Annotated in this window: 21 protein-coding genes and 1 tRNA gene; 9 read left to right on the forward strand and 13 right to left on the reverse strand. The window is 38.2% G+C overall.

Features of this window, described 5'->3' with window-relative positions; genetic code table 11:
* The first annotated feature begins 222 nt into the window (after positions 1–222).
* Positions 223–957 (forward strand): GntR family transcriptional regulator, encoded by a 735-nt coding sequence (locus EZ428_RS02275; protein WP_225870980.1) that lies wholly within the window; start codon positions 223–225, stop codon positions 955–957.
* Positions 958–1002: 45 nt separating this feature from the next.
* Here the strand turns inward: EZ428_RS02275 and EZ428_RS02280 are convergent, their stop codons facing one another.
* The 3 genes from EZ428_RS02280 to EZ428_RS02290 form a co-directional block, all read right to left on the reverse strand.
* The gene (locus tag EZ428_RS02280; protein ID WP_131551485.1) at positions 1003–1845 is read right to left on the reverse strand and encodes an endonuclease/exonuclease/phosphatase family protein; all 843 of its coding nucleotides are present in this window, start codon (positions 1843–1845) and stop codon (positions 1003–1005) included.
* Positions 1846–1902: 57 nt separating this feature from the next.
* Positions 1903–3450: a sulfatase family protein gene (locus EZ428_RS02285; protein WP_131551486.1), complete on the reverse strand. Its 1548-nt coding sequence runs from the start codon at positions 3448–3450 to the stop codon at positions 1903–1905.
* Positions 3451–3706: 256 nt separating this feature from the next.
* Positions 3707–4060: a winged helix-turn-helix transcriptional regulator gene (locus EZ428_RS02290; protein ID WP_131551487.1), complete on the reverse strand. Its 354-nt coding sequence runs from the start codon at positions 4058–4060 to the stop codon at positions 3707–3709.
* 112 nt (positions 4061–4172) lie between these two features.
* Here EZ428_RS02290 and EZ428_RS02295 point away from each other — a divergent pair, with 112 nt between their 5' ends.
* On the forward strand, positions 4173–4775 hold the full coding sequence (locus EZ428_RS02295) for an FMN-dependent NADH-azoreductase (protein ID WP_131551488.1): 603 nt from the start codon (positions 4173–4175) through the stop codon (positions 4773–4775).
* Positions 4776–5238: 463 nt separating this feature from the next.
* Positions 5239–5898, forward strand: coding sequence for a hypothetical protein (locus EZ428_RS02300; RefSeq protein WP_131551489.1), 660 nt, complete (start codon positions 5239–5241; stop codon positions 5896–5898).
* Here EZ428_RS02300 and EZ428_RS02305 read toward each other — a convergent pair.
* Positions 5895–6257 carry a response regulator gene (locus tag EZ428_RS02305; RefSeq protein ID WP_131551490.1) on the reverse strand — a complete coding sequence of 121 codons (363 nt, stop codon included), beginning with the start codon at positions 6255–6257 and terminating at the stop codon, positions 5895–5897. The two genes, EZ428_RS02300 and EZ428_RS02305, sit on opposite strands and share 4 nt — an antisense overlap.
* Before the next feature lie 428 nt (positions 6258–6685).
* Here EZ428_RS02305 and EZ428_RS02310 point away from each other — a divergent pair, with 428 nt between their 5' ends.
* Together EZ428_RS02310 and EZ428_RS02315 are read left to right on the forward strand one after the other, a co-directional pair.
* Positions 6686–7039 (forward strand): hypothetical protein, encoded by a 354-nt coding sequence (locus EZ428_RS02310; RefSeq protein WP_131551491.1) that lies wholly within the window; start codon positions 6686–6688, stop codon positions 7037–7039.
* A 151-nt stretch (positions 7040–7190) separates the two neighbouring features.
* Positions 7191–7262: transfer RNA gene (locus EZ428_RS02315), tRNA-Arg, on the forward strand.
* A gap of 144 nt (positions 7263–7406) precedes the next feature.
* Here the strand turns inward: EZ428_RS02315 and EZ428_RS02320 are convergent.
* Complete coding sequence (locus EZ428_RS02320) at positions 7407–7775, reverse strand: winged helix-turn-helix transcriptional regulator (protein ID WP_131551492.1); 369 nt, start codon at positions 7773–7775, stop codon at positions 7407–7409.
* Between the two features lie 122 nt (positions 7776–7897).
* Between EZ428_RS02320 and EZ428_RS02325 the strand changes: the two genes are divergently transcribed.
* The 4 genes from EZ428_RS02325 to EZ428_RS02340 all read left to right on the forward strand — a co-directional run bounded on the left by EZ428_RS02325 (position 7898) and on the right by EZ428_RS02340 (position 11688).
* The gene (locus EZ428_RS02325) at positions 7898–8860 is read left to right on the forward strand and encodes an NADP-dependent oxidoreductase (protein ID WP_131551493.1); all 963 of its coding nucleotides are present in this window, start codon (positions 7898–7900) and stop codon (positions 8858–8860) included.
* 73 nt (positions 8861–8933) lie between these two features.
* The gene (locus EZ428_RS02330; protein ID WP_131551494.1) at positions 8934–9299 is read left to right on the forward strand and encodes a putative quinol monooxygenase; all 366 of its coding nucleotides are present in this window, start codon (positions 8934–8936) and stop codon (positions 9297–9299) included.
* Between the two features lie 351 nt (positions 9300–9650).
* On the forward strand, positions 9651–10490 hold the full coding sequence (locus EZ428_RS02335) for a hypothetical protein (RefSeq protein WP_131551495.1): 840 nt from the start codon (positions 9651–9653) through the stop codon (positions 10488–10490).
* A 418-nt stretch (positions 10491–10908) separates the two neighbouring features.
* Positions 10909–11688 (forward strand): hypothetical protein, encoded by a 780-nt coding sequence (locus tag EZ428_RS02340; protein ID WP_131551496.1) that lies wholly within the window; start codon positions 10909–10911, stop codon positions 11686–11688.
* Positions 11689–11847: 159 nt separating this feature from the next.
* Here EZ428_RS02340 and EZ428_RS02345 read toward each other — a convergent pair whose 3' ends face one another.
* The 8 genes from EZ428_RS02345 to EZ428_RS02380 form a co-directional block, all read right to left on the reverse strand.
* Positions 11848–12612 (reverse strand): hypothetical protein, encoded by a 765-nt coding sequence (locus EZ428_RS02345; RefSeq protein ID WP_131551497.1) that lies wholly within the window; start codon positions 12610–12612, stop codon positions 11848–11850.
* Between the two features lie 780 nt (positions 12613–13392).
* Positions 13393–13782 carry a type II toxin-antitoxin system HicB family antitoxin gene (locus tag EZ428_RS02350; protein WP_131551498.1) on the reverse strand — a complete coding sequence of 130 codons (390 nt, stop codon included), beginning with the start codon at positions 13780–13782 and terminating at the stop codon, positions 13393–13395.
* Positions 13775–14038: a type II toxin-antitoxin system HicA family toxin gene (locus EZ428_RS02355; RefSeq protein WP_131551499.1), complete on the reverse strand. Its 264-nt coding sequence runs from the start codon at positions 14036–14038 to the stop codon at positions 13775–13777. The genes EZ428_RS02350 and EZ428_RS02355 overlap by 8 nt, the downstream gene beginning before the upstream one ends.
* Before the next feature lie 311 nt (positions 14039–14349).
* On the reverse strand, positions 14350–16029 hold the full coding sequence (locus EZ428_RS02360) for an endo-1,4-beta-xylanase (RefSeq protein WP_131551500.1): 1680 nt from the start codon (positions 16027–16029) through the stop codon (positions 14350–14352).
* Between the two features lie 28 nt (positions 16030–16057).
* Positions 16058–17029: a DUF5627 domain-containing protein gene (locus EZ428_RS02365; protein ID WP_131551501.1), complete on the reverse strand. Its 972-nt coding sequence runs from the start codon at positions 17027–17029 to the stop codon at positions 16058–16060.
* Between the two features lie 38 nt (positions 17030–17067).
* A complete protein-coding gene (locus EZ428_RS02370; protein ID WP_131551502.1) occupies positions 17068–18828 on the reverse strand; it encodes a RagB/SusD family nutrient uptake outer membrane protein in 1761 nt (586 codons plus the stop codon).
* A gap of 21 nt (positions 18829–18849) precedes the next feature.
* The gene (locus EZ428_RS02375; protein WP_131551503.1) at positions 18850–21891 is read right to left on the reverse strand and encodes a SusC/RagA family TonB-linked outer membrane protein; all 3042 of its coding nucleotides are present in this window, start codon (positions 21889–21891) and stop codon (positions 18850–18852) included.
* Positions 21892–21925: 34 nt separating this feature from the next.
* A complete protein-coding gene (locus tag EZ428_RS02380) occupies positions 21926–23815 on the reverse strand; it encodes a RagB/SusD family nutrient uptake outer membrane protein (RefSeq protein ID WP_131551504.1) in 1890 nt (629 codons plus the stop codon).
* Positions 23816–23826 lie beyond the last annotated feature (11 nt).

Here is a 23826-nt window from a genome sequence, read left to right on the forward strand (position 1 = left end):
TTTGAATTTGATTTAAGATTTGGCATTAATAGCACATCGGAAACTTGTACACTGTTCTCATGGCCTGTTTCCTTTCTTTTTGAATAAGGTTTTACCTGTTTCATACTGAGGAGATTAAAGTTTATACATTGGTTATGTACAAACATATAAACATTCTAATTAAAAACAAATATTTTTTTACTTTTGCTATATTATTTTTTATTAGCTTAATGGCTTGTTAACATGAAGGTGAAATTCTCTATCGACCATAAAAGTCATATTCCATTGCATATACAGGCAGAGGAATTATTGCGGAACCTAATTAAGGACCCACAGTATGCCACAAAGTTCCTTCCCAATGAAGTTGACATGGCTAAACAACTTGCTATTTCTAGGACAACGCTAAGGCAAGCCTTAAATAAATTAGTGTACGAAGGGCTGCTAATCAGGAAAAAAGGCGTTGGAACCAAGGTTGCTGAGGTTTCTGTAAGTTCAAAATCTAATAACTGGCTAAGCTTTTCTCAAGAGATGCAAGCCAGAGGCATTCCAATCAAAAACTTCGAGCTCCATATCAGTTGGGTTACCCCTGATGAAAAACTAGCTCACTTTTTTGACATCAGTACCGATAAAAAAGTGTTAAAGCTAGAACGTTTAAGAGGCCGACTGGAAGGGCCATTTGTTTATTTCATCTCTTATTTCCACCCAAGGGTTGGATTAACGGGCGAAGAAGACTTTAAACGACCGCTTTATGAAATCTTAGAGAAGGAACATTCTGTTGTTGCCAATTTATCTAAGGAAGAAATTAGCGCCAAGGAGGCCGATAAGTTTATCAGTGCCAAGCTAGAGGTAGAACCCGGCTCTGCTATCTTAGTGAGAAAGCGTTTTGTTTACGACCAAGGGGATAGGCCAATTGAATTTAACTTAGGTTATTACAGGGCAGACAGCTTTGTATATACAGTAGAAAGCAGAAGGGATTAGCAATTAATCCCTGTTTTAAGGATTAGCCCCTTCAATCCCACCAAGCTAATAACTAACATTAATCACTACCGGATAGTGATCTGAAGGTAATTTCCCATTAAATGTTTGCGTTAAAATACCATAGCGTTTTACCTTAAATTGTTTGGTCACAAAAATATGATCGATACGGGCATTGCTATTGTTACCGCCAATCTTAAAACCATTAAAAGTTGGGCCGTTGGCCAATTTAACAGGCGATAAAACATAGCTGTCTTTTAATAATCCAGATTCGTTTAACGTAAGGTAAGCGCCCGAATCTTGATTTGCGTTAAAATCTCCAGTCAAGATTGTGGGTTTACCACCAGTCATTTCCTTCATTTTGGCCATGATCAGTTTAGCACCTTCACTACGTGCCAAAACACCAACATGATCCATGTGCACGTTGAAAAAGTTAAATACAAAGCCCGTTTTTATCTCCTTAAATTGCGCCCAAGTGCAAACACGGGTCAATGCCGCATCCCAACCCACATTAGGGCTTTCTGTGTTTGTAGCCGAAAGCCAGAAATTACCACTTTTTAGGAGTTTAAACTTGGCTTCCTTATAATAGATGGCAGAGTGCTCGCCCTTTTGGCCACCATCTCTACCCTCGCCAATCCATTTGTAACCGGGTAAACTATCCGCTAGGTTATTTAGCATGTGATAAAAACCTTCCTGCACACCAAAAACATCTAAATCATTGAATTTAATCAGCTGTGCTATAACAGGATAACGTACTCGCCAGCCATTGCCAGCTATAGAATCTGTCTGGTTATCATAACGTAAATTATAAGAACCAACGTTCATTTCTTGGGCGAAAATCGAACCCGATAGTGACAATAACAGGATGGTTATAAAGGCGAAACGTTTCATTATTTAATTTTTTAATATTCAATTGGACATAAAATCTAACAAGCTTTCAAACCTGGTTTAAATCTTATCTTTATATTTTAGTTGTAAAGCTTTTAGTCGTTCTTTTAAGGATTTGATCAGCGTTGCCTGTTTCGGATCATCATATAGGTTATGCATTTCCATTGGATCCTTTTTCAGGTCGTACAATTCCCAAGCATCCACAGGATCATAAAAACGAATCAATTTGTATCGCTCTGTTTTAATGCCATAATGCCTGGTTAAACCGAAAGACTTTTCGTAGTAATGATAATAAACCTCTTTTCGCCAATCTTCATCTTCACCTGTAGTAAGCAGCTTTTTCATAGATACACCTTGCATATCTTCAGGTACCTTGATCCCAGAAAGATCCAACAAAGTCGGTGCTATATCTAGGTTAAGCACGTATGAGCTTGTTTTTCGCCCTCCTTTAAAACCTGCAGGATATTTAATCATCATCGGCGTTCTAAATGATTCTGTATACATGAAACGTTTGTCGTACAAACCATGTTCGCCCAAGTAAAAACCTTGATCAGACACATAAACAACAATCGTATTTTCTGACAGATGTTGGTCTTGCAGGTACTGCAGCACCCTCCCAACATTATCATCTAACGAGTTAACCACCCTTAGGTAATCTTCCATGTAACGTTGAAATTGAAAGCGTACAATTTCATCCTTAGTTTTTAAGGTCTTAAAAATTTCATACTCTTTCTGGTAAGCGGCATCCCAAATCTTACGTTCATCTGGCCTTAGGCGCTGTATTTCTCTTTGGTATTCGGCGGGCGCCCAATCATTCACTTTGTTAACGGGACAGGTATCGCAAGGTATTTTACTATCGTAACGGATGTCTAAATGATCCTTCATCGTTACCTGCTGAATTTGTAAGGCTTTTCTGTCTTTGTAATCATCATAAAAGTTAGATGGGAGCTTGAACTTCGTATCGTTAAACTTTTCTAAATACTTTAATGGCGGCATTACGTTTCTATGCGGCGCCTTGTGGTGCAACATCAAAAAAAATGGCGCCTCGTCTTTATTCTTGGTTACCCAATCTAATGCCACATCGGTAATTACATCCGTTACATAACCCGTATAAGTGGTGTCTTTACCATTCTTTTTAAAGCCAGGATTGTAATAGTTTCCCTGGTCTGGTAAGATATTCCAATAGTCGAAACCTGTTGGTGTACTAAACAAATGCCACTTACCTACTATCGCAGTGCGATAACCATTTCTCTTGAAAATTTTAGGCAGTGTTTCTTGCGCACCATTAAAATAAGTGCCATTATCCTTCATTCCATTGAGATGGGAATATTTTCCTGTTAACAAAACAGCTCTGCTCGGGCTACAGACTGAGTTAGTTACCGCAGCTTCTTTCATTAACATCCCTTCCTTTGCAATCCTATCAATGTTTGGGGTATGAATTAATTGAGATCCATAAGCACTAATGGCTTGATAGGCGTGATCGTCTGATACGATAACAATCACATTTGGTTTTTTAAGCTGACTTTTTGCCGTTAATGCCCCGAACGACATCGCTATAAAAAGAAGAGCGCAAAATTTGGTAGAGAAAATTTTTCTATTTGCGTTCATGTCATTTAATTCTGCAAAAGTTGGTTAAACTTTGATAATATGTCTGTACATACAAATATATTTATTTAAGGTTGTTTTGCAAATTTTTAGAGAATAATATGAACATACTAATCTTATGTTTGAACCTGTGTTCGATGCGGCTATACTCGTGAAGGAATTTCTCCTGTTAACAATTCACAAAAGATTAATGAATACAAAAAAAATAGGGTATACTAATAAGCTTTTGTAGCTAGTCAGCTTATCGTCTTCTTAACATTTACCTTTCTTGCCTTAACTTATCGCGGTGCATGGTTCCCCAATCTGCCAAGGCGTGTAATACGTTGCTTAAACTGCCTGCATATTCGGTCAATTGATATTCTACCACCACGGGTGTTAACTGATGATGAACTACCCTTTTAACAAAGCCATTTAATTCCAATTCTTTTAGCTCTGCAGAAAGCACACGAGCAGAAATGCCAACAACGGTTCTTTGTATCTCGTTAAATCGTTTGCTTCCATCCCTCAAACTTGAAATCACCCTTAGCTTCCACTTTCCGCCAATTACATACAAGGCATCACCTATCGGATTTAGAAAGGCATTACAGTCACCGTGTGTTTCTTCTTTTTTCATAATTAATTGAATATCAAATTACTATACAAAATATTACCACTAACCTTTTGTATACTACTAATATTTTATAACCAAATGTAAATAGATTTGTCGACATAAATTACATAAAACAATGAAAAAGATATTACACATTATTTCTAGCCCTAGGGGAGCGGCCTCTTATACCATCAGATTAGGAAATGCCATTATAGATAAACTTCAATTAGCCTATGCCGATAGTACCGTTAAGGAATTTAGCTTGGTTGAAGAGCGTTTTCAGCATTTGGAAGAGGCGCATTTAAATGCTTTTTTTGCTCCTGTAGAAAGTAGGACCCCTGAAAATTTAGTTGCCATTGAACACTCTGATGCAGCCATTGCAGAAATCATGGCCGCAGATATCATTGTATTGGGCGTACCCCTTTATAACTTCGGTGTACCTTCTAACTTAAAAGCTTGGATAGATCACATCAGTAGAGTGGGTGTAACTTTCAAATACGATCAAAATGGCCCAGAGGGATTAATCAAAAACAAGAAGCTTTACATCGCTTTTTCGGCTGGAGGAGTTTATTCTGAAGGCCCGATGGCGAGTTATGATAATGCCGTTCCTTATTTAAAATCGGTATTTGGCTTTTTAGGTATAACTGACATTACTGTTGTTCGCGTAGAAGGCACTAACATCCCGGGCATTCAGGATAATGCTTTAGCGAAAGGCATTGATAGTATTATTGTCAATTAAAAGATTTCCCCCCTCTCTCTTTACATAAAGAGGAGGGGTATCATGTCTTGAAGGCCTATGCCCCTTTTCCGTTTCGCCAATTTACGCTGATGCTTTTTGTTTGGTGGCGATAAAACATAAAAAGGAGTCAATTGTCCCTTTATCGGTTGTTGTTCGGCTCATTTCCGTCCTCTATTCGCTCTTTCCTTATACCAGCTTCGTAACACGGTCGTATCGGCGTCGTATCCTGTTCGTCTCTTCTTCGGCAAATCGTCGAATTTGGGGATGGCGAACATAACCTAAAGCGAACCTTAACCGAGCTCTTCACGAACTCTTCACGGACTCTTCACGACTCTGTCACGACTACAAGTCGCGGTAAGGTCGCCGTAATGTCGCCGTATGGTCGCTGTAAGCATAGTGAAAATTTTTGGAATTGTGGCGGAAATGCCGTAACTTGAGGTTGTAATTTAAATATACGTTTTTTATGGCAAAGGCACGTTCAATTATCAAATTAAGTGGCACTATAGGGGATATCACATTTGTGGACAGCAAGGCTTATGGTTTCCACAGCAGGAAAAAAAGAGAATTCTGGGAGAAATCTGATGGCATGATTGCCAGCTCGACCAATCAATCTGAAGCTAACTTGATGGCGAAGATCATTTTTGATGCGGTTAATGAATTTGCACCTGGTTTTAAGAATGGCGAGTTCTGGAGCAGATTGGTTTCCGTTTTTCGTCAACAGAAAAAAGCTGGCGAAAATTATAACTATGCAGGCTTTAAGGGAATGGAAATGAGGTTAGACTATCCAACATCTAAACAGGGGAGGTTTTTGTTATTTGGCAATAAAAATGACGGAACGAAGAATGATGTTGTAAAGCTTAACTATTACTTGAACCATACAACGGGTTATCGATTGAGCATTTTACGCATTGCCGCCGATGAAACTTTATTGGTCCCTTTTTCAATTGAAAGGTTGGATGCAGAAATTAAGGGTGGGGAAAAATCAGGGGATTCGATTTTTGAGTTTACAGCTTTGCCCGAAGGCGCCCAAGCATTATTCGTATTGCAATGTGACCAGTTTAACGATGGAAAATCGACTGGTTTGTTAAAGGGAAAGAGTGTTGTGTTTTTGAAAGCTAGTTAGTTTACCAAGGATTTTACCATTTCAATACATTTGTCTAAATCGAAGGGTTTTTGTAAAAATCCATCTGGGCAAACATCCTCGCTCAAAATTGTTTTGTATTCCATTAATCCTGAAATTAACACGATTGGAATGGCTTGTGTTTTGTCCATGGATTTAAGTAAGCTACAGATGTACCTGCCATCATTACCATTAAGGAAAACATCCAATAAAATTATATCTGGTTTAAATTCGTCGATTTCAGTGAATATACCCTTATGGGTATTCATTGTTTTTACTTCATACCCTTCTTCTTCAAATAGCATTGTCACGGGTTCAATGCTTAAAGGCTGATCGTCAACTATTAAGATTCTCTTTTTCATTTAATTAGGGATAAATATAGACTACTGTTTATACTAATACAAACATTATACCGCATAAAAAAAAGATGGCTTTTGCGTGGCAATTGTTACTCTTGACAATCATTTCTGATTTAAAATATAGCTTTCGCGTTGGCATTTAGGAATATTGGCTGTTAAAGCTTACTTTTACAAGCTTAGCTTAACGAAAGCAGTACAATTTTGGGAGGTCGAACAACATTATTTTGGTTTCTGACCGATTGACAAATCCATTCCATTTTATTCATATCGGAATCTTGAGCTTAGATTGCTATATGGCAATTGTAGCTAACAACCATTGAATAATATAAGCTAAAAACATACAGGGCTATCAATCGCATGTCTTTTCTGATCACAAAGAAATTTCCGATTGTTATTTCTAGACAACAAAACACAAACACGAATACAAAAATATGATGACACAAATAAACCTTTATTACCCACTTTGGAAAAGATACCTCCCAGTATTTGCTATCCAAATTAAAAAGGCAATAACTGAAGAGCAAGAAATTAGCTTCACTAAATCTGATTTACATAGTTTAGGCAATAGAAATAAGGCAGATTACTCATTCAGTTTAGAATTGGAAAATGGTAAGGTAAAAAATAACATTTCAGCTTCTGCAGTAGCTAGAGATTTATATGACGTTTTGCTTAGCAGCCCTAAAATAAAGGAATTATTGCAAGACAATCATTTTAAGTTCAGTTTGGGCAAGGCTTATGTTTTAAAAATTACTTCGCTTAAAGAAGCAATTATTGATGCGGAGTAATTAGATTTATATAAAGTTGAGTTAGATATTTTTATATATTTGCGACCTGATTGGTCCTGTGCCAATTGTTGGCAGGATAGCCGCAAGAAATAGAGAAAAATACCTGAAATCAGGAATTGGCAAAGAATTTTTAAAATCTTTGTAAGATAATGGTCCCGTAGTTCAACGGATAGAATAGAAGTTTCCTAAACTTTAGATATGAGTTCGATTCTCGTCGGGACCACATTTAAACCCATGCTATTCATATGTATGGGAAGATTATTCAAAAGCCTTCAGATGAAAATCTGGAGGCCTTTTTGTTAGCTTTGAAATACACATATTGTTAACAGCCAATAAAATACCCCTGGCTTCAGGGTTTTACTACAGGTTAGCGCCCGTAAAGTTCATGATGTTTATAAAGCTCATGATCTGGATTGGAGGAAACTAATTCTTCTACCCATTCTTTCAGGTATTCGATAAACGGAATTAGTTTCTGCCCGGACTCCGTCAAGGTATATTCCACTTTTGGGGGCACTTCGGTATAGACTTTCCGGTGAATGAGTTTGTCATTTTCAAGCTCCCTTAAAGTCTGTGTAAGCATTTTTGGCGTGATTCCGGCAATCAATTTTTTTAACTGGCCATAGCGCGAAACCCCATGCGTATGAATACTGTACATAATGCGGCCTTTGTATTTTCCACCGATTCTTTGAAAAGCGAAATCTACACAGCAATCGGGTGTTGGTTTATTAAGTGTCATTTTTAAGTACTTAATTATCTGATAATCATTATGGTATATTTTGGGTATGTAGGGCACTAAAAAGTGCATACTTGATGCAAAGGTATAAACAATTCAAATTTGTACCGAAAATAAATTTAGTCATGAAAGCAATCGTATTAAACGGAACCGGCGGCCCCGGAAATTTGATATTGGCAGAGATCCCGATACCATCTATCAAAGAAAACGAAGTTTTAATAGCAACAAAAGCGATCAGTATTAACCCGGTAGATGCCGCGGCGACGAGGATGCCGGAACTCTTAAATTATGTTTACCAGATCAAAGGCGACGAAAAACAGATTGTGTTAGGCTGGGATGTAGCGGGTGTGGTTACAGCAGCAGGCACTGCTGTAACTCGTTTTAAAACGGGAGATGAAGTCTTCGGTATGGTCAAATTTCCCGGGCAGGCCAATGGTTACGCCGAATATGTAGCCGCACCAGAGGGAGAACTGGTGTTAAAACCCCGGAATATCAGCTTTAACGAGGCTGCGGGCGCTACATTGGCCGCTTTAACCGCCTGGCAGTCGCTCGTAACAAACGGCAACGTTAAAAAAGGTGATAAAGTAGTCATCACCGGAGCATCCGGTGGTGTAGGTCACTACGCTGTTCAGATCGCTAAATATTTTGGGGCGTATGTTATCGCTGTAGCTTCTGCAGCCAATAAAGATTTTGTATTGAGCCTGGGTGCAGACGAATTTATCGATTACAAAACCCAGTCTTTTGAAGATCATATACAGGATGCCGACATTGTCCACGATGCTGTCTGGAGCGACGATGTACACCACGTACAGCGCTCATTAAAAGCGATCAAATCAGGCGGGAAACTTTTAAGCCTTATCGTAGATTTAGATGAGGATATGCAGCAAAAATTAAAAGCTAAAGAAGTAGCCGGTATGCGGGTATATGTGCAGGCTAATCGGGATGATTTACAGACAATAGCCGATTTGTTGGAAAGAGGCGCTATCAAAACCTACGTGTCTGCTACATTTCCATTGGAGCAAACAACGAAAGCGCACGGATTGATCCAAACTAAAAATGCAGTAGGAAAAATTATCGTAACCGTTTAATTTAATAACATTTCAAAGCGGGGCTGATCAATAACGATCGCCCTGCGTTTTTTTAGATGCTAAATTAGAGACCATGGAAAACGAAAATTTAATAAAGATTACCGCAGTCATAAAAATTGATCCTGCCGAAAGACGACACTTTGAAAATATGACGAATGAACTTAAAAAGATTGTTGCCGGCGAAGGCTCATCAAAAGTGCTGGCTTATGACTGCTACTTTAAAGATCCGAGTTCAGATGAAGGTTTGATCATTGAAGCCTATTCGGATGAAGCCGCATTTCTAAATCACCTCAACCTGATTCAGCCAGTATCAGCACAATACAACATATCAATAGACGTACTTGATTTTAGTATTGCTGGCCAGCTATCCAATGCTACCGTTCAAATGTTTGCCGCTGTCTATAAAGAGAAATTTGTAAATTATAGCTGGCGTCTCTAATCTTGGCCTGTTTGATTTATACTGTTGCTATGTCGGCGATAGCCTGTGGTTGGTATTATCACCGCACTATGTCACTCGTCAAACCTGCCGCACGATGCAAATCATCCACAAAAGAGATTGAAATTGGTGTCACCTCAAAGGCTTCATGTAAAAAGCGGAGCTTTTTATGCGAATGGGGAGATTGGTTGGTGATAACACCAACCACAATGAGAACCTGGCCTAATTACCTCACTCCGTATCTAAATTGAACTTTTATTAATTTTCAGCCATAAATTTGTATATTTCAGTTGTAAAACACCAAAGACTTATTCTAAATAATAATGGTTGTTGTAACAAATAAATTCGTCTAAATTGGCATATACTAAAGAAGAGCGAGAAAAAAATAAAAGCATCCTTTTGGCTACACTTAACTATCTTCTTGAATATCATTCAGGCGATATGGTTTTTGATGATTACAGCCCTTCAAAAGATTGGTATTTAGGTGATATAAAAAAAACCGAACTAGACATTAAAAAATATAGGTCAAAGCAAATCAAAAGACGTTTAGATATGCATATCTCACTATTAAGACATCATTACGACCAGGGTTTGAATAACTATATCAAGGAAAATACAGGTTACAACATTGATATTTTTGAAGAATTTAAAATTAATGTAATGCCCATTATTTCGAAAGGACGCATTGTTGATAACGATGTTTATCTGATAGAAAATTATCTAAAAGCTTATGGAACACATCCAGAAGAGCAGGAGAATGTAGATCTTTTAAAAGGGTTATTAGCAAAACGTGAAACTGAAATAAGTAGATTGAAAGCCCTTGGTGGGCTCATTACTATTGAAGGTTACAGTGTAGTACAAGGAAAGAATAGTTGGACAATGAATGCGATTGATTATCACAAACTTAGTAAGAAATGGCTGTTGTGCGAAGAAATAGCACCAAATGGTTTTTGTAAATTAAGCGTACAAATTAGCGGGAAAGGAGAGCATGCTTTGACTTATGTTAATATATCATTACGTGGAGGAGTTGGTGGTGTTTATGGTGCTAAAGGAGAGAAATTGCCAATTAAAGTTTACTGGAAAGATGATCACAATGTTATTATTGAAACTAAAAAGGAATATAAGAGTATTTTTAGGTATAAACAGGTAAGTAGTTATGGCGAATTGGTTAAAATTGAATATCGTTTTGCCTAATTAAAAGCATACAAGACATCGTTGCAAAATCTTATTGAAAGTAAATTATGGTAAAAGAGTTCGATAATCGTCTCGTCGAGATACTCAAAATCTATCTTCACGTCCAGAATGTCAATAATCAACTGTAAATCTTCAAAAAAAGAGTTTGAAATCTGTTTCTTTGAGAGCCACAAACAAGAGCCACCAATTTGGTGGCTTTTTTAGTTCGAAGGAATTTGTATATGGTTGGTGAGCGCCAATCAAGATGAACATATTGTTGAAAGGGATAAAATAAATTGACATAAAATCATCATCTGTTCATTTATTTCATAAAATTGGACATATAGATATAAGAGGTTTTTTGATTGAGTTATTAATTCTTAGAACTTAGTCTTATAAAATTCTTAATATCTTACGCATTGAACATCAGTTTAGAATAATGAGCAAAATAAAACAGAATAGAACTTTTTTTGATTTGTTTGGAACTAACCGACCGGTACTGAAAGTAAAATTTGATGTGAATTCTACTAAAGAGGCAACGGAGGTTGAGATTGAAAATAAACTCGATAAAAATATTGATGCAAAAGGATTAAGGGATCTTGAAAAACTATGTGTAAATCCTAACTTAAATGAGTTCTTTAACTTTTATGCTAAATGTAACGGTTTCAGTTTAGGCATGCCTGTGCTTCCAAAAAATGCGCAAACAAGACCTTTGCTATCACAATTACCAGTTAACGATCTAATAAAGTTTACCGAACTATATTTGCCAAAAGGAAAATTAGCAGGGACAATTGACTTTAATAAAACTAAGACACTTTATAGAGGTGAAAATAAATGGTTAGCATTTGCTCAGGTTGATGGCGGGCCAGCTTGTTTAACTATTTTTTTGGAAGGGGAATATGCAGGCAATATATTTTTATTAAATCCTCAGCCTCATTTTAATACTCTAAAACCAATCGCTAAAACATTTGATGGTTTTTTAGACCGCATAGCAAAAGATCCTGCTGCCTTTTTTAAGTTAACCAGAGCTTATATTACTATTATCGGACGAGATGGTCAGAATTTTGGATATTTACCAATAGCGTATGTCGATAGTGGGGGCATCTTATTCCCTGACAAAGGGGAGAAAGTATCACTAGAAGAAATACGTACAGAAGCAGATAAAACTGGTGAATATCATGAGAAAGGGAATAAATGGTGGCGGTTTTGGCAAAACTAAAATTCCCCTCTTTTATCAAAAAAGTTTGAAATCCGTCTCGCCGAGATATTTAAAATCATCCTTCCTGACCCAGAATATCAATAATTAACTGTAAGTCTTCTAAAAAAGAGTTTGAAATAGGTGTCTTTGAAACCACAATTAAAAGCCACCAAACGGTGATTATCCCTTATTAGATTCCGTTATACATGTCTCATCAAGGTTTTTAAACAAAGATTCAAATTCCAACCTGTTTTTATTATCTATTGAGAATCCATTAGGATATTTATTTTTTAATTTTTGGATAAAGCATATCATGTATTTGTCTTTTTTAGCTCCCGCCATATCCTTAGGTAATTGTTCCAGAAGAAAAAGTTTAAATAACGAAATGTTTTTTTCACTCCATGATGGTATACCCATATAATTTGCTTCGGCAACACAAATATTAATCATAGATAAAAAATCGGACTTTTGTTCCTCTATATTTTGGGTGCTGACAGAAATTCCATTCGGGTATTTGGCTTTGTACCGTGAAAAAGCACATGCTGTGATAAAAGCCTTAGTTTCTTCGGATATATTTTTTGGCAGATCATTTAATAATCTATCCTTGACATATTTTTCGTTACTTAAGTTCCAAGGTACTACTCCTTTTATATTAGGGAGGCATTCACCAGCTATTTTTTTGTTGATGTCACCAAATTTTTCTTTGCTTGTGCTTAACCCGTTTGGAAACTGGGCCTTTAATTTAGCAAGCATACAATTAGAAATACTTGTAACCTCACTGCTGCTAAGACCAATTTCTTTAGCCATCAATGTATAATAGCCGAGCACATATTTGTCCATACTGGGCGACCATTTAATGACTACATCTTGGCCTAAAGATTTCTGTGAATAAAATAGACTTGCTAGAACAAATATGCCAAATACAAGAACAGACTTAAATTTCATTAGAAAAGGATTTTGTTTCGAATTTAATAGAATAACTTGATACAAAGGCGCAAATGACCAATTAAGCGTTTGAAATAGGTTGCGTTTTTAGTTCGAAGGAATTTGTAAGGAAAATCTATTTAATAAGCAGTCGCTTCGATATACAGACGTAAATGGGGTAAGGGAGAAATACTATGCAGACCTGTTAAGTTTTAAGCAGCGTGAATGGAATAAAAATTCAAAGTTCTCCTACAACAGGGCTTCTCTTACTAAGGTTAGGGATTATACGATGTACCAGAATGGATTTGTAACCACAAGAACCACCGACCATGCTTTTGGCGATACCCGATTCATGGAAAAGGTATTGAGAAACGCATTTAAAATAAATGGCTATTGGATCAGCTCGTATTTTATGTTCCGTAATTCTGATCGTTTCGAGCCTTAGCTTAAAATAAGGGGATCAAAATGGTTTGAAGCTACTAGTGAAGCTATTTGAATTAACCAATTGGATAAAAACATTCAATAATTGGCTGCAAATCTTCCAAAAAATAGTTTGAAATAGGTGGCTTCGGGAATACACACCAGGGCCAACAAGCTAGGAGAAAAAATAAAAGCACCTTGAATATCTTAACTCTGAGCAAGGAGAATTCGTAAATAGGGTTGGAAGAGATAATAATACTTGCCAATTTTGTAAAAAGTAGACAATAGAAGATATACACAATTACATTGCGACACCTTTTCAATGAACCCTTATATAAAATTAATAAAGTACGATACTAAGCCTTCAAATGATGATGGTTTTTAAGCTGGCTCTAACGCCTTACCTTCATTATCAAGTGCTCTGTTTACTTGGTCTTTATGTTCTAGAGTAAACGAAAGTGCTGTTTTCACAAACTCATTTAATGTCATATTGTGAAAGGCAGCAAAAAGTGATGCCTCTTTATGTAAGTTTGACGGAACTCGTACATTAAAAGTACCTTTAAAGGTTTTATCTGGATTCTTTCCAACTTCTATACAGGTCTCCAAATAATCTTCGACGGCTTCCTCAAAAGCAGATTTAAGTTCCTTTACGGAAGATCCTTCAAAACTAACTAAATCGTTAATCGCAAGAATCTTCCCGTAAAAGATTTCATCAGCAGCACTGAAATGCACTGATGCATAATAGTTTTTGTGTTGTAAGATGTCATTCATCCTTTATGTGCTCAATGGCTTTTAAATGTGCAATCACATCACGGATTGCATATTCTTTAACAATATTTGACGGGTGGGGTTTGTGAAGGGAAATAATGTGCTTCTTTTCATCTGCAAATTTCCTCCTTGAACCGCCGGTCTTTCCGCCTTTAATTTCTCTATAACCATAGTAAGAAAGTATCCTTACCAGTTCGTCCCAGGTAAAGTCACTTGGAACTGACAGTAATCTGCTGAGTAATTTTTCATTACGTGACATACGCGTCTTGTTTTGTTGTTCGATCTTTTCATAGTAAAACTCCCTTCTTTTAAATACTTTATAACTTCTCTATGGGATAACAGCCGCAGCTACTACTGCTTATAGAACAAATGTAAGCTTTAGTTTTGATATTTGCAACTATAAATTAGTTGCAAATATTTTAATGACTTCAGGTTGTTTATTTTCTAATTCTCAGCCATTCTGCGCTATTGAAAATCCAAATAAGACACAAGTTATCTAAAACAGAAAAACCAGGGGAAACCTTGCGTTTAACCCCTGGCATTCTTACTAACCAAATGTATCTTAATTTTTTATTTTAGCCCTTCAGCTACGCCAACATAGGCTGGCTTTCTTATCAATCCTTCTGTCCATAGACCAATTGGCTCTCCTGCTCTCCAGCTTGAACTTGTTGGACTGTCTTGTGGAGCCCATATGGTGATTCCGTATCGCTGTGCTGGCGGAATAAGTTCGAAATATTTCTTTACCACATATTTGTACATCTCTGCCTGCGCTGCGTATTGTTCTTTTGTTACAGCTGGTGTTTTGATGTTGCCCGCAAAGCCCATGTCTAATTCAGATATCTTGATCAGTTTACCTGTTGCTGCCAACAGGGTGAACATTTCATCAATTTTCGCTTTATCTGAAGTAGCTACGATGTGCATTTGTGTTCCAATCCCGTCTATTTTTGCTCCTTTATCTTCAAGGTATTTTACATATGCGATTAGACCTTTACATTTATCAATGCTGTATTCTAAATTATAATCGTTGATAAAGTGGATATCCGTAGCATTACCGTATTGCCTAGCCAATTGGAAGGCTTTTAAGGCATAGTCTTTTCCTAAATAATCTTGCCAAAAGAATTCGTCAGCAGCAATGGTGGTTCTACCAACTGCTGTTTTAAGTTCGTAAGGCTTAGCATCATCCATGGGTTCATTTACCACATCCCAAGCTTTAACGTAGTCTTTAGAAACAGTCACCATTCCCTTGATCCATTTGTCCATGGCCTCGGTTAATATGGTTTTCTTCTGGTCGGCAGTTTTCTCCACAATGGTAGTTCCACCAAGTGGATTGTATTTTTTTAAGGTGATATTATCAAAATAGAAATTGGTTGCTGTTTTCCCTAGGTTAAAAGCCACACTTCCGCTTGTGGCCATGTCTGCTGTTACCGTGATCTCTTTTGTATAAGTTGTCCATGTTGGTGTTGAGGAAATTGTACCGAAGAAATCCCAGTGTTTATAAGCACCAGGGGTTACGTGAGCTTGTGTAGAATAAGATGCGGCCACATCTGAACGTACATTTAGTTTGAGCTCGTATTTCTCCCCTAACACCACTCCAGGAAACTTGAGAAACAATTGCGCATCGTAATCATTGGTACGGACTGCGGCATTATTGATTCTTAATGCCCTGCCTGTTCCATTGAAGCCTTCGCCTGCTGCTGTAAAAGACATTACTGCGTTGGTATTGGATTGATAAACGGCTGCATTGTCTGTTTCAAAATCAGCACCTATCACTAAATCCCAAGACGGGCCACCCGATGATGGAATGACTACTGGAGCGATGATGCTTTTCAAATAGGTTGCATTTTGGTTGGCATGCCAAGCGAGTGTGTGCCCGAAAACAGAAATCCCTGCCTTAGAAGCTGTTTCCAACAATGTTTTCACATTGGATAGAGCCAAACTTCCATCTGCCTGGACAACAGCACCGTGTTTCATTTCATAGCCTAAGGTAATCTCATCGAAATTGCTGTTGATAAGCCTATACATTACCCCCTTACTTACATAGGCTTGCAATGAAGTCCCCGCCCCCAATTTGAATTTGGCATTTGTTGTGCGGTTGATGTATGTTTTTAATGGTTGATAGGCATCGATTTGCTCCTGAGCAGTGAAGCTGGTTGGCTTGTCTACATTAAAGTCAAGCGACTCATATTTATGACAAGAAGCAAGCAAGGTTAGCCCAGCCACGCCCATTGTGATGTTGAATAATCTTTTCATTTTTTCTGGATTATTAGATAAAATTTATTTACTTGATTGGTGTAAATGTCTCTGCCTTTACGCCACGGTCACGCATGACAAGTGTGTCTAAAGAATTAATAGTCCTATCACTTAGGTCAATCTGATAATTTAGGTAAAGGGCATCACGATCTTGGCTACCCCAACTGTTCTTCTCGCCTCTTTTTACAAATTTCCCTGTTCCTGTTGCCGTAAAGCTAGCATCGCTAGCAGCTACAGAACAATTTCCGTTAGCATCAAATGTTAACAATAAGGTTTTATTAATACTTGTTCCGCCAGCTACCTTAAATACCACAGGAAATTCTGCCTGGGTTAGCGAACGGGTATTTATCTTGTTGACTTCATCTTTCTCTACGTATTGCATGTGTCTAACTATCGATTGGTTTAAGGCCGTGTTTCCGGCTTTGCCCACCACATTGTCCTTACCTCTACGTAAGTAAAATCCCTGCCACGTATTAATGTACCTAACCGCATAAAGGGTATAATTCTTAGTCTGCAAGATTGTTTTATTTTGATCAACGTCTGTCATTTTTAGTGGAATAACATAGGTTGTACCTACAGACAATGGGTCTGCAAAAAAAGCATCGGTCAATTGAATATCAACACCACCGATTAGACTTCCTTTTGGAATTACGATTTTGTTAGATGCGAGTGTATAATAGTTAGCTGGCATCGGCCTTACGGTTCCACTATAAGGAGAGCCATAGGTTAATCCTTGCGTCAGTGAATTATCGACACTAATTCCGATATTGATATTTTCCTTGTTGGAATAAACTCCTCCAACAGTGCCCATGATCTGGAGTCTACGCTGGTTATCAAGCGTGGTATCAAAAATGTCCTCACCCATTGTGATGGTTCTAATTGGTGACTGATAAGCGAAATAAACAGTTTGCGTATCGTAATCCGGAAACTCCATTTCTTCATTTTTGCAAGAACCTAGTGCCAGTATAAGCACTATTATCATATAATATTTATTTTTCATCGTTTCGTTATTTATTAATGAAGTACATGCCAGAGGGCTTACCATCCTGTATTCTGTTGTAAAGAATTATACTTTAAAATTTCGCTATAAGGGATAGGACCAAATCTCATGTGTTCTTGATAACTCCTCGCTTCTACATTAATTTCTTGATAGGCGCCTTGCGAAATACTCATGCCCTTTACAGGTTCATTTAAAACTGCATTCCACCTGCGTAGATCCCAGAATCGAAATCCTTCGAAGGCTAATTCAAGTCTTCTTTCATTTCTGATCAATGTTCTCATGGCATCCTTATCAGCTTTAATTGATTCTAGGTAAGCATCGCCATTGGTAGTACCTACACCAGCTCTTGCACGAATGGCCTTGATGATATCATAAGCGGAGTAGGCGTTGCCACCATTGGCCATTGGACCCCATGCTTCATTTGCCGCCTCTGCATAAATTAGAAATATTTCTGTATAGCGGATATGAGGTCTGTAATGCTTCTGGTTATTTACTGTTGGGGTACGACTTACATCATGCCTTAACAGTTTTTTCATGTAATAACCTGTCCTAGTTGATACTTCTTTCCTATTTAACGCATCGTCATTTGTAGCCACATCTAATGTGGTATTGATTACCTTATTTGTAGATCCTGCTGTGTTTCCGTTAAATAAGATATATTTTGTTAAACGTGGGTCTCTGCCAGTATATGGCGCATTAGGATTATATCCACTTGAAGTGGTGTTGGTAATTGGATATCCATTTGACATGGGGAATGAGTTTACCAAGTTTTGAGTAGGATTTATACGACCTTGACCTGATAAGGTTGGTGGATAATTAGCTGCCTCTAAATCACTATTTGAGCCCACATTGGTACGCCAAAGGACTTCTCTAGGGTTTGCACCTGATGCCAATGCATCGATTTCGGCTCTATTGTCATACCAAGTAACGCCATTAGGGTCTAAGTTAGCAAGCCATCCATTAAGTGCCAATACCTGGGCAGCATAATTTGCAGCATCAATCCAAGTGGTTGAATTGCCTGCGCTGTAGGCTGGACTTGCGCCCATTAATGCTACTTTAGCACGAATAGCTTTTGAAATACGGCCAGTCATGCGTTGATTAAAGAACTTACCGAAAACCCTATTGTAGGTTTCTACCTTAATGCCTGCATATTTTGCTGGGATTTGAGTAGTGTTACTGATATCGGCATAATCTAATGGCAGTAATTGCTCTGCTTTATCTAAATCGCTATAGATTTGTTTAATACAAGCATCGAAAGTTGCCCTAGGTTGATTGAAATCAGAAGCTGGGGTTTCTGGTTGAAGCACCAAAGGGAAACCATATAAAACGTTGCCAACTTTTCCGGCGTGTGCCTGTAGCATGTAAGACATTAGATATGCTCTTAACGCATAGGCTTCTCCTTTTTGGCGATCGTTAAACATGGTATTTAACATTGGGTCTTTAGAGTCCCATAATACCTTATCGGCCTCTGCCAAGAATAAATTGATATACTGGATACCTGCTCTGGCATTTGTCCATTGATCAAGTGGGTTAAATGCAGCAGACCATTGGCCTGTAGCAATTTTTCGGTAATTGTTATTGATGTCATTACTTACTGCATCATCTGTGGCTACATCATTAAAAGACCAGCCATTTGAGGGAAGTCGTGTGTAACCGTTTAGCAATAACCCGTGGGCAAGTGCTGGTTCTGTGTAGATATTCTCAAAGTCTCCATTATTTTGGGGAGCTGGGTCGGTAAATTTTTTACAGCCCGAGAGCACAACAACGACAACTATAAATCGTATTAATATTCTGTTCATCTTATCTAATATTATATTCAATTAAAACATTGCCTTTACACCCAGGTTATACAACCTGGTTTGTGGAGCACCACCTAAATTCATCTCTAATATTTCCTTTTCCTTTGCAACGGTTAAAAGATTAAATCCGGCTACATACACGCCCAATTCTTTTAACACTTTGCTTTTGAAAACTTTATCTGGAATGGTGTAAGAAACTTGAACCTTAGACAGGTCGAATCTGTCGGTGCTATACTGCCAAAAATCTGAGGCTCTAAAGTTGTTATCGCCGTTTAAGGTAGTTAAACGAGGGAAAGTTGCCGAATCCTTGGTTTGAGTGGTCCATCTGTTTCTTACTACTGCTGAATATTTATCACTTCCATTTACCCAAAAGTAGTTGTCGTTTTTCATGGCAATTCCGCCGAAACGACCTGTACCCAAAACAAATAAAGTAAGGTTTTTCCATTTAGCGGTTAGGTTTAAACCTGCAGTAAAAGGAGCGCCAAACCATCCTCCGCGACCTAAGTATACCTGGTCTTTATCGTCAATGATTTTATCGCCGTTTTGATCGATGTACTTTATATCACCAGGAGCCAATGCCGAACCGAACGCTGGTTTTGGACCATTAATTCCGTCGGCAGCTGCCACTTGGCTTGCATCCATATAGAACCCATTGCTCTTTAAGCCCCATATTGCATCTAGTGGTTTACCAGCGCGGTATTGATAGCTGTTCTCATAAGTTAACAAATCGGCACGTTTGGTTGCCTTGGTGGTGTAATAAGTTCCAGAAGCACCTACTGTCCATTGAACCGAACCTGTCCTCTGGTTAAAGTTTACGTTAAAATCTAAACCTGTACGCTGATCGCTATTGTAATTGCTATAAGGAACAAATGAAGAACTTGGAAAGCCTGTTGTAAAATAATTTGGATAGAGAACGTTAATTTGTCCAATGATGCCTGTGATGTTGTTTCTGAAAACATTAGCACTAAAATCTAATACGTTTTTAAACATTGCACCTTTAATACCAATACTGATTTCTTTCCTTTGAGCAAAAGTTAAGTTCATATTAGTACCACGGCGAGAATCTGTAGATTGTGTTCCTACGCCGTCATTCCAGCCGTGCCAGGTACCACCAGTTGCTGTATAGATACTTTCGTAGGCAAAATACTCATCAAAATCTAGGTCTGTATTTAAAATCCCAGCAGATGCCGTAAGTGTTAAATCATCAATGAATGAAACTTTTTTAAGGAAAGATTCTTCCTTAAGCTTCCATCCAATAGTAGCTGCTGGAGAGAAAGCAATTCTGTTTCCTGGAGGCATTTTTGGCGAACGCACCAGTGCACCGGTTAGCTCAACAAAGTATTTCTTGCTAAAATCATAATTTAACTGAAGCCCTAAATTAGAGTTTGTTGTTGGCTGATAGATCTCAGATTGCGACTGGCGATAAGCTGCTGCCAATAGTATAGCTGAGATATGATGATTATTGCTAACTGTTGTATTGTAATTTAATTGACCAGATAGGGAGATAGTTTGTCTGTAATAACTATCTGCTATGTTTTGAACGCCTGTTTTAGTGTCTTCGCCCCAACGAGTTAAACTCCCGATTTGCGTAGAACCAGCATAAGTTGTCCAGTTTGGTTGGTAAGTTGCATATCCATTTCTATAGCCTTGGTTGTACCTGTTTAAGTAATCAACTCCCATACTGGTATTAAAGGTAAGTCCCTTTAACAAGCCATTTAAATCTGCATCTATCCCTGTGGTAAACTGAAATTCACGTTGAACAAACCTATTGTTACCACCTGCATAAATTGCGGCAAATGGGTTAGTTTGGTCTAATTGTGTACCACCAAGTATATACTTACCATCTATAATGGTCGCATTTTTAATCATTGCCTTACTAACCTCATCACTTGCCTCTATCATGCTGATAGGAATTAGTGGCGTAAATAAATAAGGGCGCAAGGTTGCTGCACTGCCCCAATAATTGGTATTTACACCACCTCCGTTAGAAAACACAGCACTTGCATCTACTCTTGCCTTTAGGGCTTTTGTAAGTTGCATGTCTACATTACCACGGATATTAAAGCGCTCTGTGGTGTTATTCTCCATTGCTTCTCCGAAATTTAGTAGAGAGCCATTAGAAATAAATCCTAGGTTAGTGTAATAACGAGCACGATCATTACCACCAGAAATCTCTGCAACGCCATCATAGCGAGCATAGCTACTTTTTAGGTATTCTGATGAATAATAATCTACACTTGGATAACGATAAGGATTAACTCCAGAATGGTTATAAATTGTTTCTGGCGTATAGGTAGCCGCCAAGCCATCGTTAACTAAAGCCTCGTTATATAGGCTCATGTATTCTGATGAGCCTAAGTATTGAGGGAATCTTTTTGGAACGTTAAGTCCCATATTTGAGCGTACATTTATTTTTTGCTTAGTTAGCCCACCTCTTTTTGTAGCTATTAAGATTACACCTTTAGCACCTCTGCTACCATATAAGGCAACTGCTGAAGCACTTTTCAAGAATGTAATTTCCTCTATTTCATTTGGTGTGATACTTCCCACGTCACGTGGTACCCCATCAATAAGAACCAAAGAAGAGTTCATGCCCCAAAGATTGTTTCCATTAAAACCAGGTGCAAAAGCTTCCATTCCATCTAGGCCATAGGTGGTAAAGTTTTTCTCAAAAAGTTTTGCCAAATTTACGCTTGATACGCCAGCGGGAAGATCACTTCCCTCCACTTTCTTGAAACCGACATTTACAATGTTTTCCTCATTTTTTAAGGTGACTTGCTTAAGATCTGCTGTTGCAATTACTAATGAGTTTTGGTATCCTGTGGCGCTAACCGTAAATGCTGCATTTGCGGCAATTGACAATGAAAATTCGCCAGATTGATTTGATATAGTTAGCACGTCACTCCCTTCGACACTTATTGTAGCTCCTTTGATTGGATCTCCATTGCTGGCACGGACTACGGCTTTTATAGGTATTTTAACTGCTTCTTGACCCTTGAGTACGCTGACGAATAGCGTAAAAAAGGCACACAGCATTATTCCATTTCTTAAAAATTTCATCATTGTTATATTTAATTATTTATGATCATGAACTACCTTACCATCCAGGGTTTTGTGCAAACTCCTTATACATATTTACATCTGCTCTTTTTAATGGCAGCCAGTAATGCTTTTCAGTAAATGGTCTTTGTAAGATTACACGCTCACGATAATTTACCACTTTGTTTAATTTGGTATCGGCAGCTGGGTTTAAGGTAGCAGCTCGGTCAAATTCTGCTGCAGTTTTTAATGTATATGGCACCTCAGCCAATAAGCGCCAGCGGCGAAGATCATTGAAACGATGTCCTTCAAAGGCAAGTTCAACGGCACGTTCACGTCTTACTTCTTTCATGAACTCTGTAGTTGAGCCTAGAAACTGTGCGGCAACACGTCCAACACCTGCTCGATCACGGATTACATTGATGGCATCAACGGCTGATTTACCAAAACCATCTGTAGTTGCGGTTGCAGATTCGTAACCTGTAGCAGCTGCTTCAGCATACATTAGGTAAATGTCTGCCAAACGCATGTACGGAACTTTAATGTTCAAGTTCTGTCCATAATTCCAACCCTGATCAAAGTTATTGGCAGTTCGAGGCACAAATTTGAACATCAAATATCCTGTTCGGCTACCAGAACGGTCGTCTCTATAACTTCCGCTTGTAAACAAGTTGGCGTAACGATGCGCCTCCATGTTAGCCGCAAGTGTTCCCTGTACAACCTTAACCCCATCATAAATGATATCGTTATAAAACCTAGGGTCGCGGTCACGCCATGGCGATTGTGGGTCATATCCAGAACCACTAGGATCTGCCGTTGCAGAATTTGCAATAGGCAAACCGTTTTTCATCCCATAATAATTAACATAGTTTGCGGTAGGGGCAAACACTAGCGCATCAGCACCTACAATTGCAGGGGTATATTGTTTCGCCGTACCATAGGTAGAGCCATGAGCACCCCAATATGGACCAGAGAAAATCGCTTCAGTACCTCCTGGCAAGGCGAAGTTTTGTCCCATGGTGTAAAAGTTGGTGCTGTATTGATTAAATGGCAACAACTTGTGAGGGGCAGCACCACTTTCTGTTAGTTTTAACAGTTCGGCAAATGCTGCTGCAGCTTTTTTACTTAGTTCGGCATTATAGGTTTTGCTGCCTGTAGACTCGAAGTTCATCAAAGGACTTGCTGCCCAAAGATAATTTTTGCCTAAATAGCCCAAAGCCATGATTTTGTTGATACGTAACTGATTTTTACCAAGCGTTTGAATTCCTGCTGTGGTATTATCCCAGTTAATTGGTAATAAATCAGCGGCTTGTCTTAAATCTAGCGCTGCCTTTGCTGCACATTCTTGGTATTTTAATCTTGGAAGCCTAAATGGCTCATCAGAAGGTAATACTTTATCTATATATGGTAATCCGCCAAAATATTGAATCAGCATGAAATGAAACCATCCACGGAAAAACAAAAGCTGACCCTTGATCAAATCACGTTCTTCTGGTGTTGCATTTACCATTAAGTTCAGATTCTCTAAACCTAAATTGGCCTTACGAATTCCGTACCAAGCTAGTGGGTATAGGCCTTTGGTAAATCTGTCGTTGTTGGTATTGGCACCGGCATTATCCATAAATCCCGCTCCCCAACCATCAAACTCTCTTTGCCAGCCCCAAAAATCGCCATTATCAATTTTATTAACGAAGTGGAAATTTTGTACCGTTGATTGGATTTCATCTTCACCCCAGTTAAAGCTATTTGTCCAATAGCGATTGGTAAAGTCTGGAATGCAATTATAAAGTTCTTCTGTATAGCCTTGAAAACTTCTAAAGTCCTTGAAAGCTGATTCAGCAGATACGATTGCTTCTGGATCTCTATCCAAATATTTTTTACAGGATACCATCCCGCTTCCTACCCAAATAAATCCTATCATTAATAGGCATTTTGTATATTTTTTCATAACAATCTCGA

Source organism: Pedobacter frigiditerrae, assembly GCF_004331645.1.
Taxonomy (GTDB): domain Bacteria; phylum Bacteroidota; class Bacteroidia; order Sphingobacteriales; family Sphingobacteriaceae; genus Pedobacter; species Pedobacter frigiditerrae.

Bases quoted from the DNA above. Each gene is read 5' to 3' on its own strand.
- EZ428_RS02365 (WP_131551501.1), bottom strand. From the start codon at position 17,029: ATGAAAAATAAATATTATATGATAATAGTGCTTATACTGGCACTAGGT.
- EZ428_RS02325 (WP_131551493.1), top strand. From the start codon at position 7,898: ATGAAAGCAATCGTATTAAACGGAACCGGCGGCCCCGGAAATTTGATA.
- EZ428_RS02305 (WP_131551490.1), bottom strand. From the start codon at position 6,257: ATGAAAAAGAGAATCTTAATAGTTGACGATCAGCCTTTAAGCATTGAA.
- EZ428_RS02295 (WP_131551488.1), top strand. From the start codon at position 4,173: ATGAAAAAGATATTACACATTATTTCTAGCCCTAGGGGAGCGGCCTCT.
- EZ428_RS02370 (WP_131551502.1), bottom strand. From the start codon at position 18,828: ATGAACAGAATATTAATACGATTTATAGTTGTCGTTGTTGTGCTCTCG.
- EZ428_RS02320 (WP_131551492.1), bottom strand. From the start codon at position 7,775: ATGACACTTAATAAACCAACACCCGATTGCTGTGTAGATTTCGCTTTT.
- EZ428_RS02380 (WP_131551504.1), bottom strand. From the start codon at position 23,815: ATGAAAAAATATACAAAATGCCTATTAATGATAGGATTTATTTGGGTA.
- EZ428_RS02355 (WP_131551499.1), bottom strand. From the start codon at position 14,038: ATGTCACGTAATGAAAAATTACTCAGCAGATTACTGTCAGTTCCAAGT.
- EZ428_RS02285 (WP_131551486.1), bottom strand. From the start codon at position 3,450: ATGAACGCAAATAGAAAAATTTTCTCTACCAAATTTTGCGCTCTTCTT.
- EZ428_RS02290 (WP_131551487.1), bottom strand. From the start codon at position 4,060: ATGAAAAAAGAAGAAACACACGGTGACTGTAATGCCTTTCTAAATCCG.
- EZ428_RS02300 (WP_131551489.1), top strand. From the start codon at position 5,239: ATGGCAAAGGCACGTTCAATTATCAAATTAAGTGGCACTATAGGGGAT.
- EZ428_RS02375 (WP_131551503.1), bottom strand. From the start codon at position 21,891: ATGATGAAATTTTTAAGAAATGGAATAATGCTGTGTGCCTTTTTTACG.
- EZ428_RS02345 (WP_131551497.1), bottom strand. From the start codon at position 12,612: ATGAAATTTAAGTCTGTTCTTGTATTTGGCATATTTGTTCTAGCAAGT.
- EZ428_RS02360 (WP_131551500.1), bottom strand. From the start codon at position 16,029: ATGAAAAGATTATTCAACATCACAATGGGCGTGGCTGGGCTAACCTTG.
- EZ428_RS02275 (WP_225870980.1), top strand. From the start codon at position 223: ATGAAGGTGAAATTCTCTATCGACCATAAAAGTCATATTCCATTGCAT.
- EZ428_RS02280 (WP_131551485.1), bottom strand. From the start codon at position 1,845: ATGAAACGTTTCGCCTTTATAACCATCCTGTTATTGTCACTATCGGGT.
- EZ428_RS02350 (WP_131551498.1), bottom strand. From the start codon at position 13,782: ATGAATGACATCTTACAACACAAAAACTATTATGCATCAGTGCATTTC.
- EZ428_RS02330 (WP_131551494.1), top strand. From the start codon at position 8,934: ATGGAAAACGAAAATTTAATAAAGATTACCGCAGTCATAAAAATTGAT.
- EZ428_RS02310 (WP_131551491.1), top strand. From the start codon at position 6,686: ATGATGACACAAATAAACCTTTATTACCCACTTTGGAAAAGATACCTC.
- EZ428_RS02340 (WP_131551496.1), top strand. From the start codon at position 10,909: ATGAGCAAAATAAAACAGAATAGAACTTTTTTTGATTTGTTTGGAACT.